This window comes from Pseudomonas sp. JDS08PS003, assembly GCF_045013505.1.
In the GTDB taxonomy this organism is placed as follows: Bacteria; Pseudomonadota; Gammaproteobacteria; order Pseudomonadales; family Pseudomonadaceae; genus Aquipseudomonas; species Aquipseudomonas protegens_B.
Genome location: NZ_CP120724.1, coordinates 5745274 through 5765351 on the forward strand (window position 1 = coordinate 5745274; position 20078 = coordinate 5765351).

The following is a 20078-nucleotide window of genomic DNA, read 5'->3' on the forward strand; positions in this document are numbered from 1 at the left end:
GCCTTACAAAATAATTTAGATAAAGGTCACTTAACTGGAAAAGCGCTTAGGATTAATCGCTAGACCAGCTACTTTTCGTACTAAAAACCACATCGTCAGGCATCACTTTCAGCGGTAGTGATTAACAAACTGCAATCAAGAAAGCCGCCCCATTCAATCAACTGGCCTGTTCAGCTTCTGGCCGAAAGCACTATTAATCAGGGGTAAAAAAAAGCCCCGCTTATCGCGGGGCTCTTTTAACAACTCAAGGTATCAGACCAGGGTCCGTCCCTTGTTTGCAGCGATGCGCATGCGCAGGGCGTTGAGCTTGATGAAGCCTGCTGCGTCCGCCTGGTTGTAAGCACCGCCGTCTTCTTCGAAGGTGGCGATGTTGGCGTCAAACAGCGACTCATCGGACTTGCGACCGGTAACGATCACGTTGCCCTTGTACAGCTTCAGGCGTACTACACCGTTCACGTGGGCTTGGGAGGCGTCGATCATCTGTTGCAGCATCAGACGCTCCGGGCTCCACCAGTAGCCGGTGTAGATCAGGCTGGCGTACTTGGGCATCAGCTCGTCTTTGAGGTGGGCCACTTCACGGTCCAGGGTGATGGACTCGATGGCGCGGTGAGCGCGCAGCATGATGGTGCCACCAGGCGTCTCGTAGCAGCCACGGGACTTCATGCCCACGTAACGGTTCTCGACGATGTCCAGACGACCGATGCCGTGTTCACCACCGATGCGGTTCAGGGTCGCCAGCACGGTAGCCGGAGTCATTTCCACGCCGTCGATGGCGACGATGTCGCCGTTGCGGTAGGTCAGCTCCAGGTATTGCGGGGTGTCAGGAGCCTTCTCCGGGGAGACGGTCCAGCGCCACATGTCTTCTTCGTGCTCGGTCCAGGTGTCTTCCAGAACGCCGCCTTCATAGGAGATATGCAGCAGGTTGGCGTCCATCGAGTACGGCGACTTCTTCTTGCCGTGACGCTCGATCGGAATACCGTGCTTCTCGGCGTAGTCCATCAGCTTCTCGCGGGACAGCAGGTCCCACTCGCGCCAAGGGGCGATCACTTTGACCCCAGGCTTGAGAGCATAGGCGCCCAGCTCGAAACGCACCTGATCGTTGCCCTTGCCGGTGGCGCCATGGGAAATGGCATCGGCGCCAGTCTCATTGGCGATTTCGATCAAACGCTTGGCGATCAACGGACGAGCGATGGAAGTACCCAGCAGGTACTCGCCTTCGTAGACGGTGTTGGCGCGGAACATCGGGAAAACGAAATCACGCACGAACTCTTCGCGCAGATCGTCGATGTAGATCTCTTTGACGCCCATGGCTTGCGCCTTGGCGCGGGCCGGCTCGACCTCTTCGCCTTGGCCCAGGTCAGCAGTGAAAGTCACTACTTCACAGTTGTAAGTATCCTGCAGCCACTTGAGGATCACCGAAGTGTCCAGGCCGCCCGAATACGCCAGAACGACCTTGTTTACGTCCGCCATGCCATCACTCCACGGGGTTGTACGGAAAGCCGTCGAGTCTACCGATCCACGAGGATAATTTACAGAGGCGCGACAGCTTATGACGACCAAGCGACAGATTATGTCGAGCGCGCGACGACGACAGCCGTATCAGGAAGTCGCTGCTGCGCTCGAACCAGAGGCGGCCTGAGGCGCCGGAGCCGGTTTTTCGGTGGGGGCAACCCGCTCCAGATGCACATTGACCCGGCGGTTCTTCGCTCGATTGGCTGCATTAGTGTTGGGAGCCAGGGGATAACGCTCGCCATGGAAGCGCACAACAATCTGGTTTTCCGCCAAACCGTTGGCCTTGAAGAACTCCATCACTGCCAGGGCGCGGCGTCGGGACAGGTCGCGGTTGGTCAAGCGGTTACCGCTGTTATCAGAGTGGCCGTCCAGTTCGACGTGATTGACCGTCGGATCGGCCTTGATGAAGTCCACCATCACCTGCAACTTCGCCTTGGCGCGAGCATCGAGTTCGATACCGCCACCCGGGAAACCGATCTCGCCCTGTTTCACCTGTTCGTAGTTCATCGGCAGCAGTTTGGTCATGCAGCTTTGATAGTCGCTGTAGGCCTTGCTGAATTTCACCGGTAGCAAGCGCACCTCGGAAACCCCGCCCTCGCGGGAAAAATGCCGGACCACCGGACTGCGTCCCTCCAGCAAGCCGATGATCAGGCGACCGGCCTGCATCTGGTTGCTGTTGTACAGCACCCCATCCGTACCGGCCTTGACCGCTCCGAGGTTGATGTCGCCACGCCCCGGCTGCCAGGGCGCAGCGGCTGCAAGCAGAGTCGCCGAGCCACCCGCCTGCATCGGGTTGAAACTCTTGAGGCGAAAGATCGCCTGCTCGCCGGCGCGGCGAACGAATTCGCCGGAACCGAAATCGGTGACGGGCTGGATCAAGCGGCACTCGAATTTGTCGCCTTCGACCGTCCACTCAATGCTCTCCAGACGGGTCTGGAAAGTGAGAGCCATCGCGGGCAGGCTGGCAAACACACTGAGCAAGGCTAGATAACGCTGGCGCACGGGAGGCTCCACTGACGTGTACAACAGAAAAATCGACAGGCGTTAATACGCCATACCTTCGGGATATCGGTTGCTCGTCGCAAAACTTGATAGCGAGTGCCTGGAAGAGTCTTTTCCGGTAGCATTCCCCCGAGTTTTACCCGCCTGGAACCTCCAATGTCCGACCGCCTGACCCTGCTGCGTCCCGACGACTGGCATATTCATCTTCGCGATGGTGCCGTGTTGCCCAATACAGTCGCAGATGTCGCGCGCACCTTTGGCCGCGCCATCATCATGCCCAACCTGGTACCTCCGGTGCGCAACGCCGCGGAAGCCGACGCCTATCGCCAGCGTATTCTAGCTGCGCGCCCGGCCGGCAGCCGCTTCGAGCCGCTGATGGTGCTCTACCTGACCGACCGCACCCAGCCGGACGAAATCCGCGCAGCCAAGGCCTGCGGTTTCGTGCACGCCGCCAAGCTGTACCCGGCCGGCGCGACCACCAACTCGGACTCGGGCGTGACCAGCATCGACAAGATCTTCCCGGTGCTCGAAGCGATGGCCGAAGTTGGCCTGCCTCTGCTGATCCACGGTGAAGTGACCCGTGGCGACGTCGACGTCTTCGACCGGGAAAAAATCTTCATCGACGAGCATATGCGTCGCGTGGTCGAGCGCTTCCCCAGCCTGAAAGTGGTGTTCGAACACATCACCACCGGTGAAGCCGTGCAGTTCGTCAAGGAGGCTTCGGCCAACGTTGGCGCAACCATCACCGCGCACCACCTGCTGTACAACCGCAACCACATGCTGGTGGGCGGTATTCGCCCGCACTTCTATTGCCTGCCGATTCTCAAGCGCAACACCCACCAGGAAGCCCTGCTGGATGCGGCCACCAGCGGCAGCGAGAAGTTCTTCCTCGGCACCGACTCGGCGCCTCATGCCCAGCACGCCAAGGAAGCCGCTTGCGGTTGCGCCGGTTGCTACAGCGCCTATGCCGCGATTGAGCTGTATGCCGAGGCGTTCGAACAGCGCAATGCCCTGGATAAACTGGAAGCCTTTGCCAGCCTCAACGGCCCGCGCTTCTACGGCCTGCCGGCCAACACCGATCGCATCACCCTGGTTCGTGAAGAATGGACCGCCCCCGCCAGCCTGCCGTTTGGTGAGCTGACTGTCATTCCGCTGCGCGCCGGTGAAAAACTGCGCTGGCGCCTGCTGGAGGATCACTCGTGAGTGACGACCATTTCGACGACGAACAAGAAGGTAACGGCGGCGGCCCTCGGCACCCGATGGCGGCGCGCTTTCGTGGTTACCTGCCAGTAGTCGTCGACGTTGAAACCGGCGGTTTCAACTCGGCCACCGACGCCCTGCTAGAGATTGCCGCCACCACTATCGGCATGGATGAAAAAGGCTTCGTGTTCCCGGAACACACCTATTTCTTCCGGGTTGAGCCTTTTGAAGGCGCGAACATCGAAGCCGCTGCCCTGGAGTTCACCGGGATCAAGCTCGACCACCCGCTGCGCATGGCCGTCAGCGAAGAAACTGCCCTGACCGATATTTTCCGTGGGGTGCGCAAGGCACTGAAGGCCAATGGCTGCAAACGCGCCATTCTGGTAGGCCACAATAGCAGCTTCGATCTGGGCTTCCTGAATGCCGCCGTAGCTCGCCTGGATATGAAGCGCAATCCGTTCCATCCGTTCTCCAGCTTCGACACCGCCACCCTGGCTGGCCTGGCGTACGGCCAGACCGTACTGGCAAAGGCCTGCCAGAGCGCAGACATCGACTTCGACGGTCGTGAGGCCCACTCGGCTCGCTACGACACCGAGAAGACTGCCGAGTTGTTCTGCGGCATCGTCAACCGCTGGAAACAAATGGGCGGCTGGCAGGATTTCGACGACTGATTAATTCTTCGTCGGGTGAATTGCCCCCATAAAAAAACCGGCCCTGAGGCCGGTTTTTTTCATGCGTGACGCCAGGCTTACAGCTTGCCAGCGTTCTCGCTCAGGTAAGCGGCAACGCCTTCTGGCGAAGCGGTCATGCCTTTGTCGCCTTTTTTCCAGTTGGCAGGGCAGACTTCGCCGTGCTCTTCGTGGAATTGCAGAGCATCGACCAGACGGATCAGCTCTTCCATGTTACGGCCCAGTGGCAGGTCGTTGACGATCTGCGAACGAACAACGCCTTTATCGTCGATCAGGAACGCGCCACGGAAAGCAACGCCGCCTTCGGACTCAACGTCGTAGGCCTTGGCGATGTCGTGCTTCATGTCAGCCGCCATGATGTATTGAACCTGACCAATGCCGCCGGCATTGATCGGGGTGTTGCGCCAGGCGTTGTGAGTGAAGTGCGAATCGATCGAAACAGCGATCACTTCCACGTTACGAGCCTTGAAGTCAGCCATGCGGTGGTCCAGGGCGATCAGCTCGGACGGGCAAACGAAGGTGAAGTCCAGTGGATAGAAGAACACCAGGCCGTATTTGCCTTTGATGGCCGAGGACAGGGTGAAACTGTCGACGATTTCGCCATTGCCGAGAACGGCCGGTACGGTGAAGTCAGGGGCTTGTTTGCCTACGAGTACGCTCATTGGATATCTCCTGGTGTGGACGTAGTAATGAAGAAGGGGATTGGCCTTGAGTCTGCCACGCGGATGCGACAGCTCCGTGACCTGACCCCGCTTCGCAAGGACCGACCATCATACACCGCGTCTTTGAGCTGTCCTTAACGGTTTTTCGTCGCCCTGGCTCACAAAGCGGAAAATGCGAATCATCTGTCTCTATCGTGAACAAAACCGTTCGTCACCCAGGTAGGAAACTGCAACAAAGGCGACCGAAACCACTTTGACAATCATTCTCGTTAACATTAAGATCCATCGCAATTGAGCCCTAACCAGCGACGGTTCTCATCCTATGTATGTCTGCCTCTGCACCGGTGTCACCGACGGACAAATTCGCGAAGCCATCTATGAAGGTTGCTGCAGCTACCGCGAAGTGCGTCAGGCAACCGGCGTCGCCAGCCAGTGCGGTAAATGCGCATGCCTGGCCAAGCAAGTGGTCCGCGAGACACTGACCGAACTGCAGAGCAGCCAGGCGGCAATTCCCTATCCAGTGGAATTTAATGTCGCTTGAATTTTCGAATAAATCGCACTGTTTTAAACAACCGGACCTAGCGTCCGGTTTTTTTATGCCTGTAATTCAATCGCTTAGGGTCAAAACGCGGAACACAAACATTCTTATTCCGATTAATTTTCATATATTATTCAATAACTTAGGTTTGACAGTAATGTTTGCGCGGCTCAGACTCTGCGCTTATTCCACTAATTAAAGGGCAGGACCCCATCATGAAAGGCGACATTACAGTCATCCAGCATCTCAATAAAATCCTTGCCAATGAACTGGTCGCGATCAATCAGTACTTCCTGCATGCACGCATGTATGAAGATTGGGGCCTGAACAAGCTGGGCAAGCACGAGTACCACGAGTCCATCGATGAGATGAAGCATGCGGACAAGCTGATCAAGCGCATCCTCTTCCTCGAAGGCCTGCCGAACGTTCAGGACCTGGGCAAGCTGCACATTGGCGAACACACCAAGGAAATGCTCGAGTGCGACCTGCGTATCGAGCGCACCGGTCATGCGGACCTCAAGGCAGCCATCGCCCATTGCGAATCGGTGAGTGACTTCGGCAGCCGTGAACTGCTGGAAGATATTCTTGAATCCGAAGAAGAACATATCGACTGGCTGGAAACCCAATTGGGCCTGATCGATAAAGTCGGTATCGAGAACTATCTGCAATCGCAAATGGGTGACGAGTAACTTAACTCGTAATACTCAAGCAATAAAAAGCCCCGCCCTCGAAAGAGAGGCGGGGCTTTTTATTACGCGGATATATTCGCGTCAGGCTTCAGTCTTGGCTGCGGCTTTTTCGGCTGCGTCCTTGATCAGAGTCTGCAATTCACCGTTGGCAAACATCTCAGCCATGATGTCGCTACCGCCGACCAGCTCACCCGCCACCCACAGCTGTGGGAAGGTTGGCCAGTTGGCGTACTTGGGCAGGTTGGCGCGAATTTCCGGGTTCTGCAGGATGTCCACATAAGCGAACTTCTCACCACAGCCCATTACGGCCTGAGCGGCTTTCGCGGAGAAGCCACACTGTGGGGCATTCGGCGAGCCTTTCATGTAAAGCAGAATGGTGTTGTTGGCAATCTGCTCTTTAATAGTTTCGATGATATCCATGGAACACCTCGGCTGAACTTTCCGACGCTGTTGTCGGCACGGTGGCGCATTGTAACGGAATCCTGAGCGCCCTGCTCGGCCTCTCCGACAGACATCTCAGGCGGCTTCCACCTTGACCGGCACCCCGTTCAACGCTGCATTCCCAGACAACGCATCGAGCTGACGCTCATCGGTCAGGTCATTGGCGCTGCAACCCGGCTGCTCCATGGCAATGTTCATCTGCACCCCTGGGCGCCCATGCCCCCAGCCATGGGGCAAGCTCACCACCCCCGGCATCATTTCACTGCTGGCCAGCACCTCTACCTCCACCGCACCGACCCGAGAACTGATTCGCACTCGTTGGCCGTCATTCAGCCCGCGGCTGGCGAGGTCGTCCGGGTGCATCAGCAATTGGTGACGGGGCTTGCCCTTCACCAGGCGATGATAGTTATGCATCCACGAGTTGTTGCTGCGCACATGGCGACGACCAATCAGCAGCAATTCATCCAGCGGCGGCACGCTCAAGGCGGCAAACCGCGCCAGATCCGCCAGGATCGCTGCTGGCGCCGCCTGGATCTTCCGATTCTCGGTTTTCAAGCGTGCCGCCAGATTCGGCTGCAGCGCCCCCAGATCAATACCGTGGGGATACTGGTCCAGCGTTGCCAACGACAGTTTGAGCGGCGAGGCGTCGCCGTAGGCACCGGCTCGCAAGCCCATGTCGATCATTTGCGCAGGGGAAATGGTCGGTTTCAGCGGCTGTTCGGTTTTCGCGGCAAACGCCTTGGCCAGGCCGACAAAGATCTCCCAGTCGTGCAGCGCGCCCGCAGGCTTGGGCAGGATCGCGCGGTTGAAGCGACTGACATTGCGCACCGCAAACAGATTGAAGGTGGTGTCGTAGTGATCGTTCTCCAAAGCTGAGGTGGACGGCAGGATCAGGTCGGCATATCGGGTCGTTTCATTGATGTACAAGTCGATGCTGAGCATGAACTCCAACCCATCAAGGGCCTGCTCCAACTGCCGGCCATTGGGCGTGGACAGCACCGGGTTGCCGGCCACGGTGATCAATGCCCGAACCTGCCCCTCGCCCTCAGTGAGCATCTCTTCGGCCAAGGCAGACACAGGCAGCTCGCCGCCATACTCCGGAAGCCCGGAAACCCGACTCTGCCAGACGTTGAAATGCCCCCCCGAAGTTGCCGCCACCAGATCCACCGCCGGCTCCGTACACAGGGCCCCGCCTACCCGGTCAAGGTTGCCGGTGACCAGGTTGATCAGTTGCAGCAACCAATGGCACAACGTACCGAAGGCTTGGGTCGAAACCCCCATGCGCCCATAGCAGACCGCTCGATCCGCCGAGGCGAACTCCCGGGCCAACTGCCGAATCTGCGGTGCCGGAATCGCACACAGCGGGCTCATGGTTTCCGCGGTGAAGCGGGAAATTGCCTGGCGCACCTCTGCCAATCCATCGACCTGCAGATGACTGCCGCGAATCGGCCCTTCCTCAAAAATCGTGTTCAGCAGGCCAAACAGCAAGGCCACATCGCCTCCAGGACGAACGAACAGGTGCTGATCGGCTATAGCCGCCGTTTCACTGCGCCGAGGATCGACCACCACCACCTTGCCACCACGAGCCTGGATTGCCTTCAAGCGCTTTTCCACGTCCGGCACCGTCATGATGCTGCCGTTGGACGCCAAGGGGTTGCCGCCGAGGATCAGCATGAAGTCGGTGTGATCGATGTCCGGAATCGGCAGCAGCAGACCGTGGCCATACATCAGGTAGCTGGTCAGGTGCTGGGGCAACTGGTCGACCGACGTCGCCGAGAAGCGGTTACGGGTCTTGAGCTGGCCAAGGAAGTAATTGCTGTGGGTCATCAGCCCGTAGTTGTGAACGCTGGGGTTGCCCTGATAGGTCGCCACCGCATTATTGCCATGGCGCTGCTGAATGCTCGCCAACCTTTCGGCTACCAGGGCGAAGGCCTCGTCCCACTCGATCGGCTGCCATTCATTGCCCACGCGCCGCACCGGCTGACGCAGGCGATCGGGGTCACTCTGAATATCCTGCAAGGCCACGGCCTTGGGGCAGATATGGCCGCGGCTGAAGCTGTCGTGAGCATCCCCCTTGATCGAGGTGATGCGCGGGCCACGGCCCTCTTCCTCAGTGATTTCCAGGGTCAGGCCGCAGATCGCTTCGCACAGGTGGCAGGCACGGTGATGCAGAGTCTTGGTCATGGCCAGTCTCTATTGTTTGAAGGCGACCCGTAGGGGCCGCTGGAAGCAAAAACTATGGCGGCTGACCGCTGCCGACGCCAGCGACGTTCGCCCCATGAATTCAGGGCCATCAGCCCCGGCCATGATCAGTACAGTCAGTTCGATGGCAAGCGCGGCGGGCCATCCATTGAGACTTGCGCCGTAGAATCTATGGGCCCCTGCTCGGCATAGACTCCCGACAGCTCAGCCAGCAATCGCCAATGCTCATCCAGCCCGGTGCTGAGGGTCATCATCCGATCGACCATCTTGCGCGCGGCAGCACGGGTCACTGGATCCTCGCTACGCAGCAATTCGAAAGAAAACGCAGTCATTGAGGCAGTCATGTCAGTGAGCGCCCGGGCCGTGAGCCCCAACAGCGTCATCAGTTGTTGCTCCTTGGACTCCATCGCACACCTATCCCTGCCGCAGATTCGCCTTTATAACCTCAGCACTTTGCATTAGGAAATGTTTCAGGTTGGCGCCCCTCAAAATGCCCAGGATAGCGATCTCGGCCCACAGGTCAGAAAACGACTGCAAGCGTACAGCCGGCGCCCCGCTGCATTGCCAAGGCGCGTCGGGGCAGTGTACAAATGCCCGGCTGCTGTCTGGAAACTGGTCTCAAAAGCGTCAGCGCAATCGCGTCCTGACCTCTCATGCCCGTAATCGCCGTAGCACTATTGGTAAGACGCGACATTTAATTATAAGATCGCGCCTTCCCCTATTTCGTCGCCCCGTGCGGCTTTCGCCGCAGGTCCAGCCCGTTGTTCGATTAAACAAGGCTTTGAGAATCTGCGGTCCGTTGCAAAAAGGTAGTTAATGATGAGCGCAAGGCACTTTCTCTCCCTGATGGATTGCACGCCCGAAGAGCTGGTCAGTGTGATTCGTCGTGGCATCGAGCTGAAGGACCTGCGTAACCGCGGCGTACTCTTCGAGCCCTTGAAAAATCGTGTGCTCGGCATGATTTTCGAGAAGTCGTCGACCCGTACCCGACTGTCTTTCGAAGCCGGCATGATCCAACTGGGCGGCCAGGCCATCTTCCTTTCGCCACGGGATACCCAACTGGGACGCGGCGAGCCCATCGGCGACTGCGCCATCGTCATGTCGCGCATGCTCGATGCGGTGATGATCCGAACCTTTGCCCACAGCACCCTGACCGAATTTGCGGCCAATTCCCGGGTACCGGTGATCAACGGCCTGTCCGATGACCTGCACCCTTGCCAGCTGCTGGCGGACATGCAGACCTTCCTCGAACATCGCGGCTCGATCCAGGGCAAGACCGTGGCCTGGATCGGCGATGGCAACAACATGTGCAACAGCTATATAGAAGCGGCCATGCAGTTCGATTTCCAACTGCGCATCGCTTGCCCTGAGGGCTACGAGCCGAACCCGGAATTTGTCGCCCTGGCCGGCGATCGCGTGACCATCGTCCGCGATCCTCGCGAAGCGGTGACGGGCGCCCACCTGGTGAGCACCGACGTCTGGACCTCCATGGGTCAGGAAGAGGAAACCGCCAAGCGCCTCAAGCTGTTCGCACCATTCCAGGTGAACCGCACCCTGCTCGACCTGGCAGCGCCGGACGTATTGTTCATGCATTGCCTGCCCGCCCACCGTGGCGAGGAAATCAGCCTCGACCTGCTGGACGACCCACGCTCGGTAGCTTGGGACCAGGCGGAAAACCGTCTCCATGCACAAAAGGCCCTGCTCGAGTTTCTCGTCGAGCCGGCGTACCACCACGCATGAGCCAGCCATTACTGCTGAACCTGCGCAATCTGGCATGCGGCTATCAGGACCAACGGGTGGTGCAAAACCTCAATCTGCACCTCAATGCCGGTGACATCGGCTGCCTGCTGGGCTCATCCGGCTGCGGCAAGACCACCACCCTGCGGGCCATCGCCGGATTCGAGCCCGTACACGAGGGCGAGATCCAGTTGGCCGGCGAAACCATCTCCAGCGCCGGCTTCACCCTGGCGCCGGAGAAACGTCGGATCGGCATGGTGTTCCAGGATTACGCCCTGTTCCCACATCTGTGTGTGGCGGACAACATTGCCTTCGGCATCCGCAAGCACCCGCAGAAAGACCGGGTGGTCGCTGAATTGCTGGAACTGGTCAACCTGAAGAACCTTGGCCAGCGCTTCCCCCACGAACTGTCTGGCGGCCAACAGCAGCGAGTAGCCCTGGCCCGCGCCCTGGCGCCGGAACCACAATTGCTGTTGCTGGACGAGCCGTTCTCCAATCTCGACGGTGAACTGCGCCGCAAGCTCAGCCATGAAGTGCGCGACATCCTCAAGGCTCGGGGTACCAGTGCGATCCTGGTCACCCACGACCAGGAAGAAGCCTTTGCCGTGAGTGATCAGGTCGGGGTGTTCAAGGAAGGTCGCCTGGAACAGTGGGATACGCCCTACAACCTCTATCACGAACCGCAGACGCCCTTTGTCGCCAGCTTCATTGGCCAGGGCTACTTCATTCGTGGCCAGTTGAGCAGCCCGGAATCGGTGCAGACCGAACTGGGTGTGCTGCAGGGCAACCGAGCCTACACCTGGCCGGCAGGTGGGGCGGTGGACGTACTGCTGCGCCCCGACGATATCGTCTATGCACCGGACAGCGCCCTGAAAGCGCGGATCGTCGGCAAGACCTTCCTCGGCGCCTCGACCCTGTATCGCCTGCAACTGCCGACCGGCAGCCAGCTGGAATCGATCTTCCCCAGCCATGCCGATCATCAGGTTGGAGCGGATGTGGGCATTCGGGTCGCCGCAGAACATCTGGTGCTGTTTCAGGCTTCGGGCAGCACCGCGGCGCAGATTCCGCACAGCGATTCAGGAGTGCGCCGCTACAGCAGCGCACATTGAGCCGCCTTCGCCGGCAAGCCAGCCCCTACAACAGCGCACTGTAGGAGCCGGCTTGCCGGCAAAAAAACCCACCGCCGTCATTCCAGATACAACTGCCCACTGGCAATCAGCCGCGCATGGCCACCGATCTTCACCCGCTCCCCCTCCAACCGACAGAACAACGCTCCACCTCGCGCCGAACACTGATAAGCGCTCAACTGCTGCTTAGCCAATTGCCCTGCCCAATAAGGCGTCAGGCAGCAATGGGTCGAACCGGTCACCGGGTCCTCGTCGATGCCAATGGCCGGAGCAAAATACCGCGAGACAAAGTCATGCCGGTCTCCACGCGCAGTAACAATCACTCCGGGCCAGGGCAGCTTCGCCAGCGCCGCCATATCCGGCCGACAATCACGCACCGCCTGCTCCGACTCCAGCACCGCCAACAGCTCATTGGCGCCCTGCAACTCGACGACTGGGGCGCCCAGAATCCGCGCCACCTCCTCCAGCCCTGCCTGGCTGCGGGGGCTGCGCAAAGGAAAATCAAGCCATAGCAGCCCGTCTTCAGAGGTGACGCTCAAGGGCCCGGAACGGCTCTGAAAATCGATGCGCTGCGTCGGCTCGCCGTAGACCTCGAACAACACATAAGCACTGGCCAGGGTGGCGTGCCCGCACAGTGGCACTTCAGTGGTCGGAGTAAACCAGCGGATTCGCCAGCCTTGCGCCTCACGCACCACAAAAGCGGTTTCCGCCAGGTTGTGCTCGGCGGCGATCTGCTGCATCAGCGCATCGTCAAGCCATGCATCAAGCCGGTAAACCATGGCCGGATTGCCGGTGAAGGGGCGGTCACTGAAGGCATCGATCTGCTGGAACTCAAGCGGCATAACCGTTCTCCTTGGATAGTCGGCCGCCAGCATGAGCTTCGGAACAAGGAACCCGACAGACACAGAAGGGAAGATTTTCCGGCATACAGCAGCCCGGGCCGCTGCCGACGCCCGGGCTCAAGGGCGACCGATGTCGGCGAACTTCGCCTGGGTATGCTCGGCCAGCACGGCCGCGGCCAGCTCCACCTCCAGGCCACGACGACCGGCACTGACGAAAATACTGGCGAAAGGCTGGGCACTGGTGTCGATAAAGGTCCGCAGTCGCTTCTTCTGCCCCAGCGGACTGATGCCCCCCAGCAGATAACCGGTGGCACGCTGGGCAGCGGCCGGGTCGGCCATTTCGGCTTTCTTGACCCCGGCTGCCTGGGCCAGGGCCTTCAGGTCAAGACTTCCGACGACCGGCACCACCGCCACCAGCAATTCGCCCTTTTCACTGCTGGCCAGCAGGGTCTTGAACACTTGCGCCGGATCGAGATTGAGCTTCTCCGCCGCCTCCAGGCCGTAGGACGCAGCCTTGGGGTCATGTTCGTAACTGTGGATGCGATGTTCGGCGCGAACTTTTTTCAGCAGGTCCAGTGCAGGGGTCATGGCAGCTCCAAGTGGGGACAAAAAGGCAAAACCGAGCGGGCGAATTTTAGGCCATTCATCAGCAAAAGGCTCTATTACAAGCCTTGATAACCGCCCCTCGTAGCTGCCAGCACTGCGACTTCTGTCACTCCCGAGACTGCGACCCAGGATCATTCATTTGATTGATATCTATAAAATGACCGCTCGTTCACTTTCGACCTTTGACAGCGGTGTTTCTTGTCTATATTTTTTCGTTTCTGAATATCCTGCGGTAGATCCAAGGTTGCACCCAGTAGCAAGACGAGGCCGGAATGGGGATTCCGTCTTCGTTGGAAGTCGCGCTCCATGCCTTTTGCAGCAGCGCCAGACAACAACAAAAATCGAGGTTCACAATGACAACTGCTCTGCAACAACCGTCGCTATCGGGCCAATGCATGGCCGAGTTCCTGGGTACTGCACTATTGATCTTCTTCGGCACCGGTTGTGTCGCCGCGCTCAAGGTCGCGGGCGCCAGCTTCGGTCTGTGGGAAATCAGCATCATCTGGGGGATCGGCGTGAGCATGGCGATCTACCTGACCGCCGGGGTCTCCGGCGCGCACCTGAATCCAGCCGTGAGCATCGCTCTGTGCCTGTTCGCCGACTTTGAAAAACGCAAACTGCCGTTCTATATCCTGGCCCAGGTTGCCGGCGCCTTCTGCGCGGCGCTGTTGGTTTACACGCTGTACAGCAATCTATTCTTCGATTTCGAACAATCCCACCAAATGATCCGTGGCTCCCAGGCCAGCCTGGAACTGGCTTCGGTGTTCTCCACCTTCCCCAACCCGGCGCTGTCCACTGCCCAGGCGTTCCTGGTGGAAGTGGTGATCACCGCGATTCTCATGGGGGTGATCATGTCCCTGACCGATGACAACAACGGCTTGCCTCGCGGCCCGATGGCGCCACTGCTGATCGGCCTGCTGATTGCCGTGATCGGCAGCGCAATGGGCCCGCTGACCGGCTTCGCCATGAACCCGGCACGGGACTTCGGTCCTAAACTGATGACGTTCGTGACTGGCTGGGGTGAAATCTCCTTCACCGGTGGCCGTGACATTCCGTATTTCCTGGTACCGATCTTTGCCCCGATCCTCGGTGCCTGCCTCGGTGCTGCGGCCTATCGCGGGCTGATTGCCCGGCATCTGCCCAGCGCTGTCGCCGCCTCCGAGGCCGAACCGGCCGTAGAGGGCAAAGTCAAAGTTTCTTGAATCTCGCGGCGCGTGATCCTGCCCAAATCGATCACGCGCCTGTTTCCAACCCCTTATTTCGTCCAAGGCAATCGACATGACCGACATTCAGAATAAGAACTACATCATTGCCCTTGATCAGGGTACGACCAGCTCCCGGGCGATCATTTTCGACCGCGATGCCAACGTGGTCTGCACTGCCCAGCGTGAATTCGCCCAGCATTACCCACAGGCCGGCTGGGTCGAACATGACCCAATGGAAATCTTCGCCACCCAGAGTGCGGTGATGGTGGAAGCCCTGGCGCAGGCCGGCCTGCATCACGACCAAGTGGCCGCTATCGGCATCACCAACCAGCGTGAAACCACCGTGGTCTGGGACAAGACCACCGGCCGCCCGATCTACAACGCCATTGTCTGGCAGTGCCGCCGCAGCACCGAGATCTGCCAGCAGCTCAAGCGCGACGGCCTGGAAGACTACATCCGCGACACCACCGGCCTGGTTACCGACCCCTACTTCTCCGGCACCAAGCTCAAGTGGATCCTCGACAACGTCGAAGGCAGCCGCGAGCGCGCCCGTAGCGGCGAACTGCTGTTCGGCACCATCGACAGCTGGCTGATCTGGAAATTCACCGGCGGCAAGACCCACGTCACCGACTACACCAACGCCTCGCGCACCATGCTCTTCAACATCCACACCCTGGAGTGGGACGCGAAGATGCTGGAGGTGCTGGACATCCCGCGGGAAATGCTCCCGGAAGTGAAGTCTTCGTCGGAAATCTATGGCCGCACCAAGAGTGGCATCGCCATCGGCGGTATTGCCGGCGACCAACAAGCCGCGCTGTTTGGCCAGATGTGCGTCGAGCCGGGCCAAGCCAAGAACACCTACGGCACGGGTTGCTTCCTGCTGATGAACACCGGCGACAAGGCGGTGAAATCCCAGCACGGCATGCTCACCACCATCGCCTGCGGCCCCCGCGGCGAAGTGGCCTATGCCCTGGAAGGCGCAGTATTCAACGGCGGCTCCACTGTGCAGTGGTTGCGTGATGAACTGAAAATCATCAACGACGCCCATGACACCGAATACTTCGCCGGCAAGGTCAAGGACAGCAACGGTGTGTACCTGGTACCAGCCTTCACCGGCCTGGGCGCTCCCTACTGGGACCCCTATGCCCGTGGCGCACTGTTTGGCCTGACCCGCGGCGTACGCGTGGACCACATCATCCGTGCCGCCCTGGAATCCATTGCCTATCAGACCCGCGACGTGCTCGACGCCATGCAGCAGGATTCCGGCGAACGCCTGAAAGCCCTGCGGGTGGACGGCGGCGCGGTAGCCAACAACTTCCTCATGCAATTCCAGGCGGACATTCTCGGTACTCAGGTTGAACGCCCGCAAATGCGCGAAACCACAGCCCTGGGCGCGGCCTACCTGGCAGGCCTGGCCTGCGGTTTCTGGGGCAGCCTGGAGGAACTGCGGGGCAAGGCCGTGATCGAGCGCGAGTTCGAACCACAGCTGGCGGAAGCGGAAAAAGAAGGCTTGTACGCAGGCTGGAAGAAAGCGGTAAGCCGCACCCGCGACTGGGAACCCCACGACGAGGTCAAATAAGCCAAGCCGTGGATTGGTAACTGCTTGTAACTGGTCGGGAGGGGATTCCTGCGGCATCATGGGCAAATTTTGCACGGCAGCCCAAAGGAAGCCCCATGAATCTGCCTCCCCGTCAGCAACAAATCCTCGATCTGGTCCGCGAACGCGGTTACGTCAGCATCGAGGAATTGGCCCAGCTGTTCGTTGTTACTCCGCAAACCATCCGCCGCGATATCAATCAGCTGGCGGAAGCCAATTTGCTGCGCCGCTATCACGGCGGCGCGGCCTATGATTCCAGCGTAGAAAACACCGCCTACGCCATGCGCGCCGACCAGATGCGCGACGAAAAGCAACGCATCGGCGAAGCCGTTGCCGCGCAGATCCCCGATCACGCCTCGCTGTTCATCAACATCGGTACCACCACCGAATCCATCGCCCGCGCCCTGCTCAACCACAACCATCTGAAGATCATCACCAATAACCTGCACGTGGCCTCAATGCTCAGCGCCAAGGATGATTTCGATGTGCTGCTCACTGGTGGCAATGTCCGCCGTGACGGCGGCGTGGTCGGCCAGGCCAGTGTCGACTTCATCAACCAGTTCAAGGTGGATTTCGCCCTGGTGGGCATCAGTGGCATCGACGAGGACGGCAGCCTGCTGGACTTCGACTATCAGGAAGTGCGGGTATCCCAGGCGATCATCGCCAACGCCCGACAAGTAATCCTCGCCGCCGACTCCAGCAAGTTCGGGCGCAACGCCATGATCCGCCTCGGCCCCATCAGCCTGATCGACTGCCTGGTCACCGACCAGCAACCGGTACCGGCCCTGAGCCAACTGCTCAACCAACACAAGATCCGCCTCGAAGTGGTCTGACCCCCCCCTACCCTGCGGATCCGGCCGCACTCGAACGACGAGCCTCGACGCCTCATCGCTTTCGAAATCGCCGCGGCCGATCCCCACCCTACAGCCCAAAGCAACATCAGCGGCTACAGTTACTCCTCGATAATGTTCGAAAACTTTCCTTTAGCCCTGCTTCGATCAGTTTTTTCAATCGAGGCGCGCTGGATGCGTTCATCTTTATGCGCTAGTATTTTCGAAAATGAACATTAATGTTCGAATTCAAATATCCAAGCAACACGAGGCCTGTCGATGCCCACTTCTACCTTGCCCGCGCGCCCTCTTTCCGAGGTTTACGATATCGCCGTCATCGGCGGTGGGATCAATGGTGTTGGAATTGCCGCGGATGCGGCAGGTCGCGGCTTGTCCGTGTTCCTTTGCGAAAAAGACGATCTGGCCAGCCATACCTCCTCGGCCAGCAGCAAGCTGATCCACGGCGGCCTGCGCTACCTCGAACATTACGAGTTCCGTCTGGTGCGCGAAGCCCTGGCCGAACGTGAAGTGCTGCTCGCCAAGGCCCCCCACATCGTCAAGCCCATGCGTTTTGTCCTGCCACATCGGCCGCACCTGCGCCCGGCCTGGATGATTCGCGCCGGCCTATTCCTGTATGACCACCTGGGCAAGCGGGAAAAGCTCGCAGGCTCTCGCAGCCTGAAGTTCGGCGCTGACAGCGCCCTGAAGGCCGAGATCACCAAAGGCTTCGAATACTCCGATTGCTGGGTCGACGATGCGCGCCTGGTGGTACTCAATGCCATGGCCGCCCGCGAGCACGGCGCCCACGTACATACCCAGACCCGTTGCGTCAGCGCCCGGCGCAGCAAGGGCCTGTGGCAACTGGATCTGGAGCGTGCCGACGGCAGCCTGTTCTCCATCACCGCCAAAGCCCTGGTAAACGCTGCAGGACCCTGGGTCGCCAAGTTCATCAAGGATGATCTGAAGCTGGAATCGCCTTACGGCATCCGCCTGATCCAGGGCAGCCATCTGATAGTGCCCAAGCTGTACGAAGGCGAACACGCGCACATTCTGCAGAACGAAGACCAGCGCATCGTCTTCACCATCCCCTACCTCGACCAGTTCACTCTGATCGGCACTACCGACCGGGAATACACCGGCGATCCGGCCAAGGTGGCGATTACCGAAGCAGAAACCGATTACCTGCTGCAAGTGGTCAATGCGCACTTCAAGAAGCAACTGAGCCGCAGCGACATCCAGCACAGCTATTCCGGGGTTCGCCCGCTGTGCAACGACGAATCCGATAACCCTTCGGCGGTGACTCGCGACTACACCCTGGCCCTGTCCGCCACGGGTGACGAGGCTCCGCTGCTGTCCGTGTTCGGCGGCAAGCTGACCACCTATCGCAAGCTGGCGGAATCAGCCATGGCGCAACTGGCGCCCTACTTCAGACAGGCCAAGCCCAGCTGGACCGCCACAGCCACCCTGCCCGGCGGCGAGAACATGAGCACGCCACAGGCCCTGGCAGAAGCCATCCGCAAGAAGTTCGACTGGGTGCCCAGCCAGATCGCGCGCCGCTGGGCCACCACCTACGGCAGCCGCACCTGGCGCCTGCTGGAGGGCGTACACAGCCTCAGCGACCTGGGCGAACACCTGGGTGGCGGACTCTATACCCGTGAAGTGGATTACCTGTGTGCAGAGGAATGGGCACTGAAGGCCCAGGACATCCTCTGGCGCCGGAGCAAGCTCGGCCTGTTCACCACGGCGGCGCAACAGCAACAGCTGGAAGACTACTTACAGAAGGTCGAGCACAACCGCGGCAAGATCAAGGCAGCCTGAGTAGCTCGGATAGACAAAGCCCCTGCACCCTAAGGTTCAGGGGCTTTTTTATGGGCGACGCATTGAACGTTTCGCCGGCAAGCCGGCTCCTACAGGTGTCGGACGCGCATTCGGTTTTCCGAACACAACCCCGAAGAGGATTCGGATAACCGGATAACCTGCTGCAAAAAACTTCGCAATAAATATTTAATACCCTTTGAAATCAAGGCCTTGAACATGATCAATGGGTCTGGCACGACTCATGCTCTACACTGTGCGACGAATGCCTGTCGTGCCAACACAACAGGAGCCGTCAAGGCATTCGCTGTATAAAAGAGCCGTCGAACTGGCTTCATAAAAAAAACAAATGTCGAGGAAATATTGATGCGCATCGTTCCCCATCTGTTGGGCGCAGCTATCGCTGCCGCTCTGATTAGCACTCCAGTTTTCGCTGCCGAGCTCACCGGCACACTGAAGAAAATCAAAGAGTCCGGCACCATCACCCTCGGACATCGCGACGCTTCCATCCCGTTTTCCTACATCGCTGACGCTTCCGGCGTGCCAGTGGGCTACTCCCACGACATCCAGCTGAAAATCGTCGAAGCGATCAAGAAAGACCTCGACATGCCTGACCTCAAGGTCAAGTACAACCTGGTCACCTCCCAGACCCGTATCCCACTGGTGCAGAACGGCACCGTAGACGTCGAGTGTGGTTCCACCACCAACAACGTCGAACGTCAGCAACAGGTCGACTTCTCCGTCGGCATCTTCGAAATCGGTACCCGTCTGCTGTCCAAAAAGGACTCGACCTACAAGGATTTCGCTGACCTCAAAGGCAAGAACGTGGTGACCACCGCCGGCACTACTTCCGAGCGCATCCTCAAGGCGATGAACGCCGACAAGCAGATGGGCATGAACGTGATTTCCGCCAAGGACCACGGTGAGTCGTTCCAGATGCTGGAGTCGGGCCGCGCCGTTGCGTTCATGATGGACGACGCGCTACTGGCCGGTGAAATGGCCAAGGCCAAGAAACCTGCCGACTGGGCCGTGACCGGTACTCCTCAGTCCTACGAAATCTATGGCTGCATGGTGCGCAAGGGCGATGCCCCGTTCAAGAAAGCCGTGGATGACGCCATCGTCGCCACCTACAAATCGGGCGAAATCAACAAGATCTACGACAAGTGGTTCCAATCGCCGATCCCACCAAAAGGCCTGAACCTGATGTTCCCGATGAGCGACGAGCTCAAGGCCCTGATCGCCAACCCGACCGACAAAGCGGCTGACGACAAAAAGTCCTGATTCCTGACTAACCTTATCTCCTGAAGGGGCCCTGCCCTTTCAGGAGTCTGTCACTACCTGCTGGCATTTTTTTGGAAACACTCGAACCGGTGGTTATCGAGCC

19 protein-coding genes are annotated in these 20078 nt (G+C 59.3%); 11 read left to right on the forward strand and 8 right to left on the reverse strand.

What is annotated here, in order from left to right; all coding sequences use genetic code 11:
- Positions 1-252: 252 nt before the first annotated feature.
- Both P7C00_RS25470 and P7C00_RS25475 read right to left on the reverse strand, forming a co-directional pair.
- Positions 253-1470 (reverse strand): argininosuccinate synthase, encoded by a 1218-nt coding sequence (locus P7C00_RS25470; RefSeq protein WP_102880745.1) that lies wholly within the window; start codon positions 1468-1470, stop codon positions 253-255.
- A gap of 129 nt (positions 1471-1599) precedes the next feature.
- A complete protein-coding gene (locus P7C00_RS25475; RefSeq protein ID WP_346632511.1) occupies positions 1600-2514 on the reverse strand; it encodes an OmpA family protein in 915 nt (304 codons plus the stop codon).
- A gap of 156 nt (positions 2515-2670) precedes the next feature.
- Here P7C00_RS25475 and pyrC point away from each other — a divergent pair, with 156 nt between their 5' ends.
- Together pyrC and rnt are read left to right on the forward strand one after the other, a co-directional pair.
- The gene (pyrC, locus tag P7C00_RS25480) at positions 2671-3717 is read left to right on the forward strand and encodes a dihydroorotase (RefSeq protein ID WP_346632512.1); all 1047 of its coding nucleotides are present in this window, start codon (positions 2671-2673) and stop codon (positions 3715-3717) included.
- Positions 3714-4385 carry a ribonuclease T gene (gene rnt, locus P7C00_RS25485; RefSeq protein ID WP_102860482.1) on the forward strand — a complete coding sequence of 224 codons (672 nt, stop codon included), beginning with the start codon at positions 3714-3716 and terminating at the stop codon, positions 4383-4385. Before pyrC ends, rnt begins: the two co-directional genes overlap by 4 nt.
- A 77-nt stretch (positions 4386-4462) precedes the next feature.
- Here the strand turns inward: rnt and P7C00_RS25490 are convergent, their stop codons facing one another.
- The gene (locus P7C00_RS25490; RefSeq protein WP_007922432.1) at positions 4463-5065 is read right to left on the reverse strand and encodes a peroxiredoxin; all 603 of its coding nucleotides are present in this window, start codon (positions 5063-5065) and stop codon (positions 4463-4465) included.
- A gap of 322 nt (positions 5066-5387) precedes the next feature.
- Here P7C00_RS25490 and P7C00_RS25495 point away from each other — a divergent pair, with 322 nt between their 5' ends.
- Both P7C00_RS25495 and bfr read left to right on the forward strand, forming a co-directional pair.
- Complete coding sequence (locus tag P7C00_RS25495) at positions 5388-5606, forward strand: bacterioferritin-associated ferredoxin (protein ID WP_011063112.1); 219 nt, start codon at positions 5388-5390, stop codon at positions 5604-5606.
- A gap of 212 nt (positions 5607-5818) precedes the next feature.
- Entirely contained in the window at positions 5819-6292 is a 474-nt protein-coding gene (bfr, locus tag P7C00_RS25500) for a bacterioferritin (protein ID WP_025129649.1), read from the forward strand.
- Positions 6293-6373: 81 nt separating this feature from the next.
- Here the strand turns inward: bfr and grxD are convergent, their stop codons facing one another.
- From grxD to P7C00_RS25515, 3 genes are all read right to left on the reverse strand, one after another.
- Complete coding sequence (gene grxD, locus P7C00_RS25505; RefSeq protein ID WP_075121425.1) at positions 6374-6712, reverse strand: Grx4 family monothiol glutaredoxin; 339 nt, start codon at positions 6710-6712, stop codon at positions 6374-6376.
- Positions 6713-6808: 96 nt separating this feature from the next.
- On the reverse strand, positions 6809-8917 hold the full coding sequence (locus P7C00_RS25510; RefSeq protein WP_404937562.1) for a molybdopterin oxidoreductase family protein: 2109 nt from the start codon (positions 8915-8917) through the stop codon (positions 6809-6811).
- Positions 8918-9051: 134 nt separating this feature from the next.
- Positions 9052-9342 (reverse strand): hypothetical protein, encoded by a 291-nt coding sequence (locus tag P7C00_RS25515; protein ID WP_404937563.1) that lies wholly within the window; start codon positions 9340-9342, stop codon positions 9052-9054.
- A 412-nt stretch (positions 9343-9754) separates the two neighbouring features.
- On the opposite strand from P7C00_RS25515, the gene argF reads away from it, so the two are divergent.
- Both argF and P7C00_RS25525 read left to right on the forward strand, forming a co-directional pair.
- Positions 9755-10675: an ornithine carbamoyltransferase gene (gene argF, locus P7C00_RS25520; RefSeq protein ID WP_404937564.1), complete on the forward strand. Its 921-nt coding sequence runs from the start codon at positions 9755-9757 to the stop codon at positions 10673-10675.
- Positions 10672-11781 carry an ABC transporter ATP-binding protein gene (locus P7C00_RS25525; protein ID WP_123726047.1) on the forward strand — a complete coding sequence of 370 codons (1110 nt, stop codon included), beginning with the start codon at positions 10672-10674 and terminating at the stop codon, positions 11779-11781. Before argF ends, P7C00_RS25525 begins: the two co-directional genes overlap by 4 nt.
- 77 nt (positions 11782-11858) lie before the next feature.
- Here P7C00_RS25525 and P7C00_RS25530 read toward each other — a convergent pair whose 3' ends face one another.
- Positions 11859-12641, reverse strand: a complete 783-nt coding sequence (locus tag P7C00_RS25530; protein WP_404937565.1) for a PhzF family phenazine biosynthesis protein — start codon at positions 12639-12641, stop codon at positions 11859-11861.
- A gap of 117 nt (positions 12642-12758) precedes the next feature.
- Positions 12759-13229, reverse strand: coding sequence for a Cys-tRNA(Pro) deacylase (ybaK, locus tag P7C00_RS25535; RefSeq protein WP_346632516.1), 471 nt, complete (start codon positions 13227-13229; stop codon positions 12759-12761).
- A 371-nt stretch (positions 13230-13600) separates the two neighbouring features.
- Between ybaK and P7C00_RS25540 the strand changes: the two genes are divergently transcribed.
- The 5 genes from P7C00_RS25540 (at position 13601) to P7C00_RS25560 (ending at position 19975) form a co-directional block, all read left to right on the forward strand.
- Positions 13601-14449, forward strand: a complete 849-nt coding sequence (locus P7C00_RS25540) for an MIP/aquaporin family protein (protein ID WP_346632517.1) — start codon at positions 13601-13603, stop codon at positions 14447-14449.
- Positions 14450-14525: 76 nt separating this feature from the next.
- On the forward strand, positions 14526-16031 hold the full coding sequence (glpK, locus tag P7C00_RS25545; protein WP_346632518.1) for a glycerol kinase GlpK: 1506 nt from the start codon (positions 14526-14528) through the stop codon (positions 16029-16031).
- A gap of 95 nt (positions 16032-16126) precedes the next feature.
- On the forward strand, positions 16127-16882 hold the full coding sequence (locus tag P7C00_RS25550; RefSeq protein ID WP_346632519.1) for a DeoR/GlpR family transcriptional regulator: 756 nt from the start codon (positions 16127-16129) through the stop codon (positions 16880-16882).
- 276 nt (positions 16883-17158) lie between these two features.
- Entirely contained in the window at positions 17159-18697 is a 1539-nt protein-coding gene (glpD, locus tag P7C00_RS25555; protein ID WP_346632520.1) for a glycerol-3-phosphate dehydrogenase, read from the forward strand.
- Positions 18698-19060: 363 nt separating this feature from the next.
- Complete coding sequence (locus P7C00_RS25560) at positions 19061-19975, forward strand: glutamate/aspartate ABC transporter substrate-binding protein (RefSeq protein WP_102860472.1); 915 nt, start codon at positions 19061-19063, stop codon at positions 19973-19975.
- Positions 19976-20078: the final 103 nt, after the last annotated feature.

Bases quoted from the DNA above. Each gene is read 5' to 3' on its own strand.
- P7C00_RS25470 (WP_102880745.1), bottom strand. From the start codon at position 1,470: ATGGCGGACGTAAACAAGGTCGTTCTGGCGTATTCGGGCGGCCTGGAC.
- pyrC (WP_346632512.1), top strand. From the start codon at position 2,671: ATGTCCGACCGCCTGACCCTGCTGCGTCCCGACGACTGGCATATTCAT.
- P7C00_RS25490 (WP_007922432.1), bottom strand. From the start codon at position 5,065: ATGAGCGTACTCGTAGGCAAACAAGCCCCTGACTTCACCGTACCGGCC.
- P7C00_RS25495 (WP_011063112.1), top strand. From the start codon at position 5,388: ATGTATGTCTGCCTCTGCACCGGTGTCACCGACGGACAAATTCGCGAA.
- bfr (WP_025129649.1), top strand. From the start codon at position 5,819: ATGAAAGGCGACATTACAGTCATCCAGCATCTCAATAAAATCCTTGCC.
- grxD (WP_075121425.1), bottom strand. From the start codon at position 6,712: ATGGATATCATCGAAACTATTAAAGAGCAGATTGCCAACAACACCATT.
- P7C00_RS25510 (WP_404937562.1), bottom strand. From the start codon at position 8,917: ATGACCAAGACTCTGCATCACCGTGCCTGCCACCTGTGCGAAGCGATC.
- P7C00_RS25515 (WP_404937563.1), bottom strand. From the start codon at position 9,342: ATGGAGTCCAAGGAGCAACAACTGATGACGCTGTTGGGGCTCACGGCC.
- argF (WP_404937564.1), top strand. From the start codon at position 9,755: ATGAGCGCAAGGCACTTTCTCTCCCTGATGGATTGCACGCCCGAAGAG.
- P7C00_RS25525 (WP_123726047.1), top strand. From the start codon at position 10,672: ATGAGCCAGCCATTACTGCTGAACCTGCGCAATCTGGCATGCGGCTAT.
- P7C00_RS25530 (WP_404937565.1), bottom strand. From the start codon at position 12,641: ATGCCGCTTGAGTTCCAGCAGATCGATGCCTTCAGTGACCGCCCCTTC.
- ybaK (WP_346632516.1), bottom strand. From the start codon at position 13,229: ATGACCCCTGCACTGGACCTGCTGAAAAAAGTTCGCGCCGAACATCGC.
- P7C00_RS25540 (WP_346632517.1), top strand. From the start codon at position 13,601: ATGACAACTGCTCTGCAACAACCGTCGCTATCGGGCCAATGCATGGCC.
- glpK (WP_346632518.1), top strand. From the start codon at position 14,526: ATGACCGACATTCAGAATAAGAACTACATCATTGCCCTTGATCAGGGT.
- P7C00_RS25550 (WP_346632519.1), top strand. From the start codon at position 16,127: ATGAATCTGCCTCCCCGTCAGCAACAAATCCTCGATCTGGTCCGCGAA.
- glpD (WP_346632520.1), top strand. From the start codon at position 17,159: ATGCCCACTTCTACCTTGCCCGCGCGCCCTCTTTCCGAGGTTTACGAT.
- P7C00_RS25560 (WP_102860472.1), top strand. From the start codon at position 19,061: ATGCGCATCGTTCCCCATCTGTTGGGCGCAGCTATCGCTGCCGCTCTG.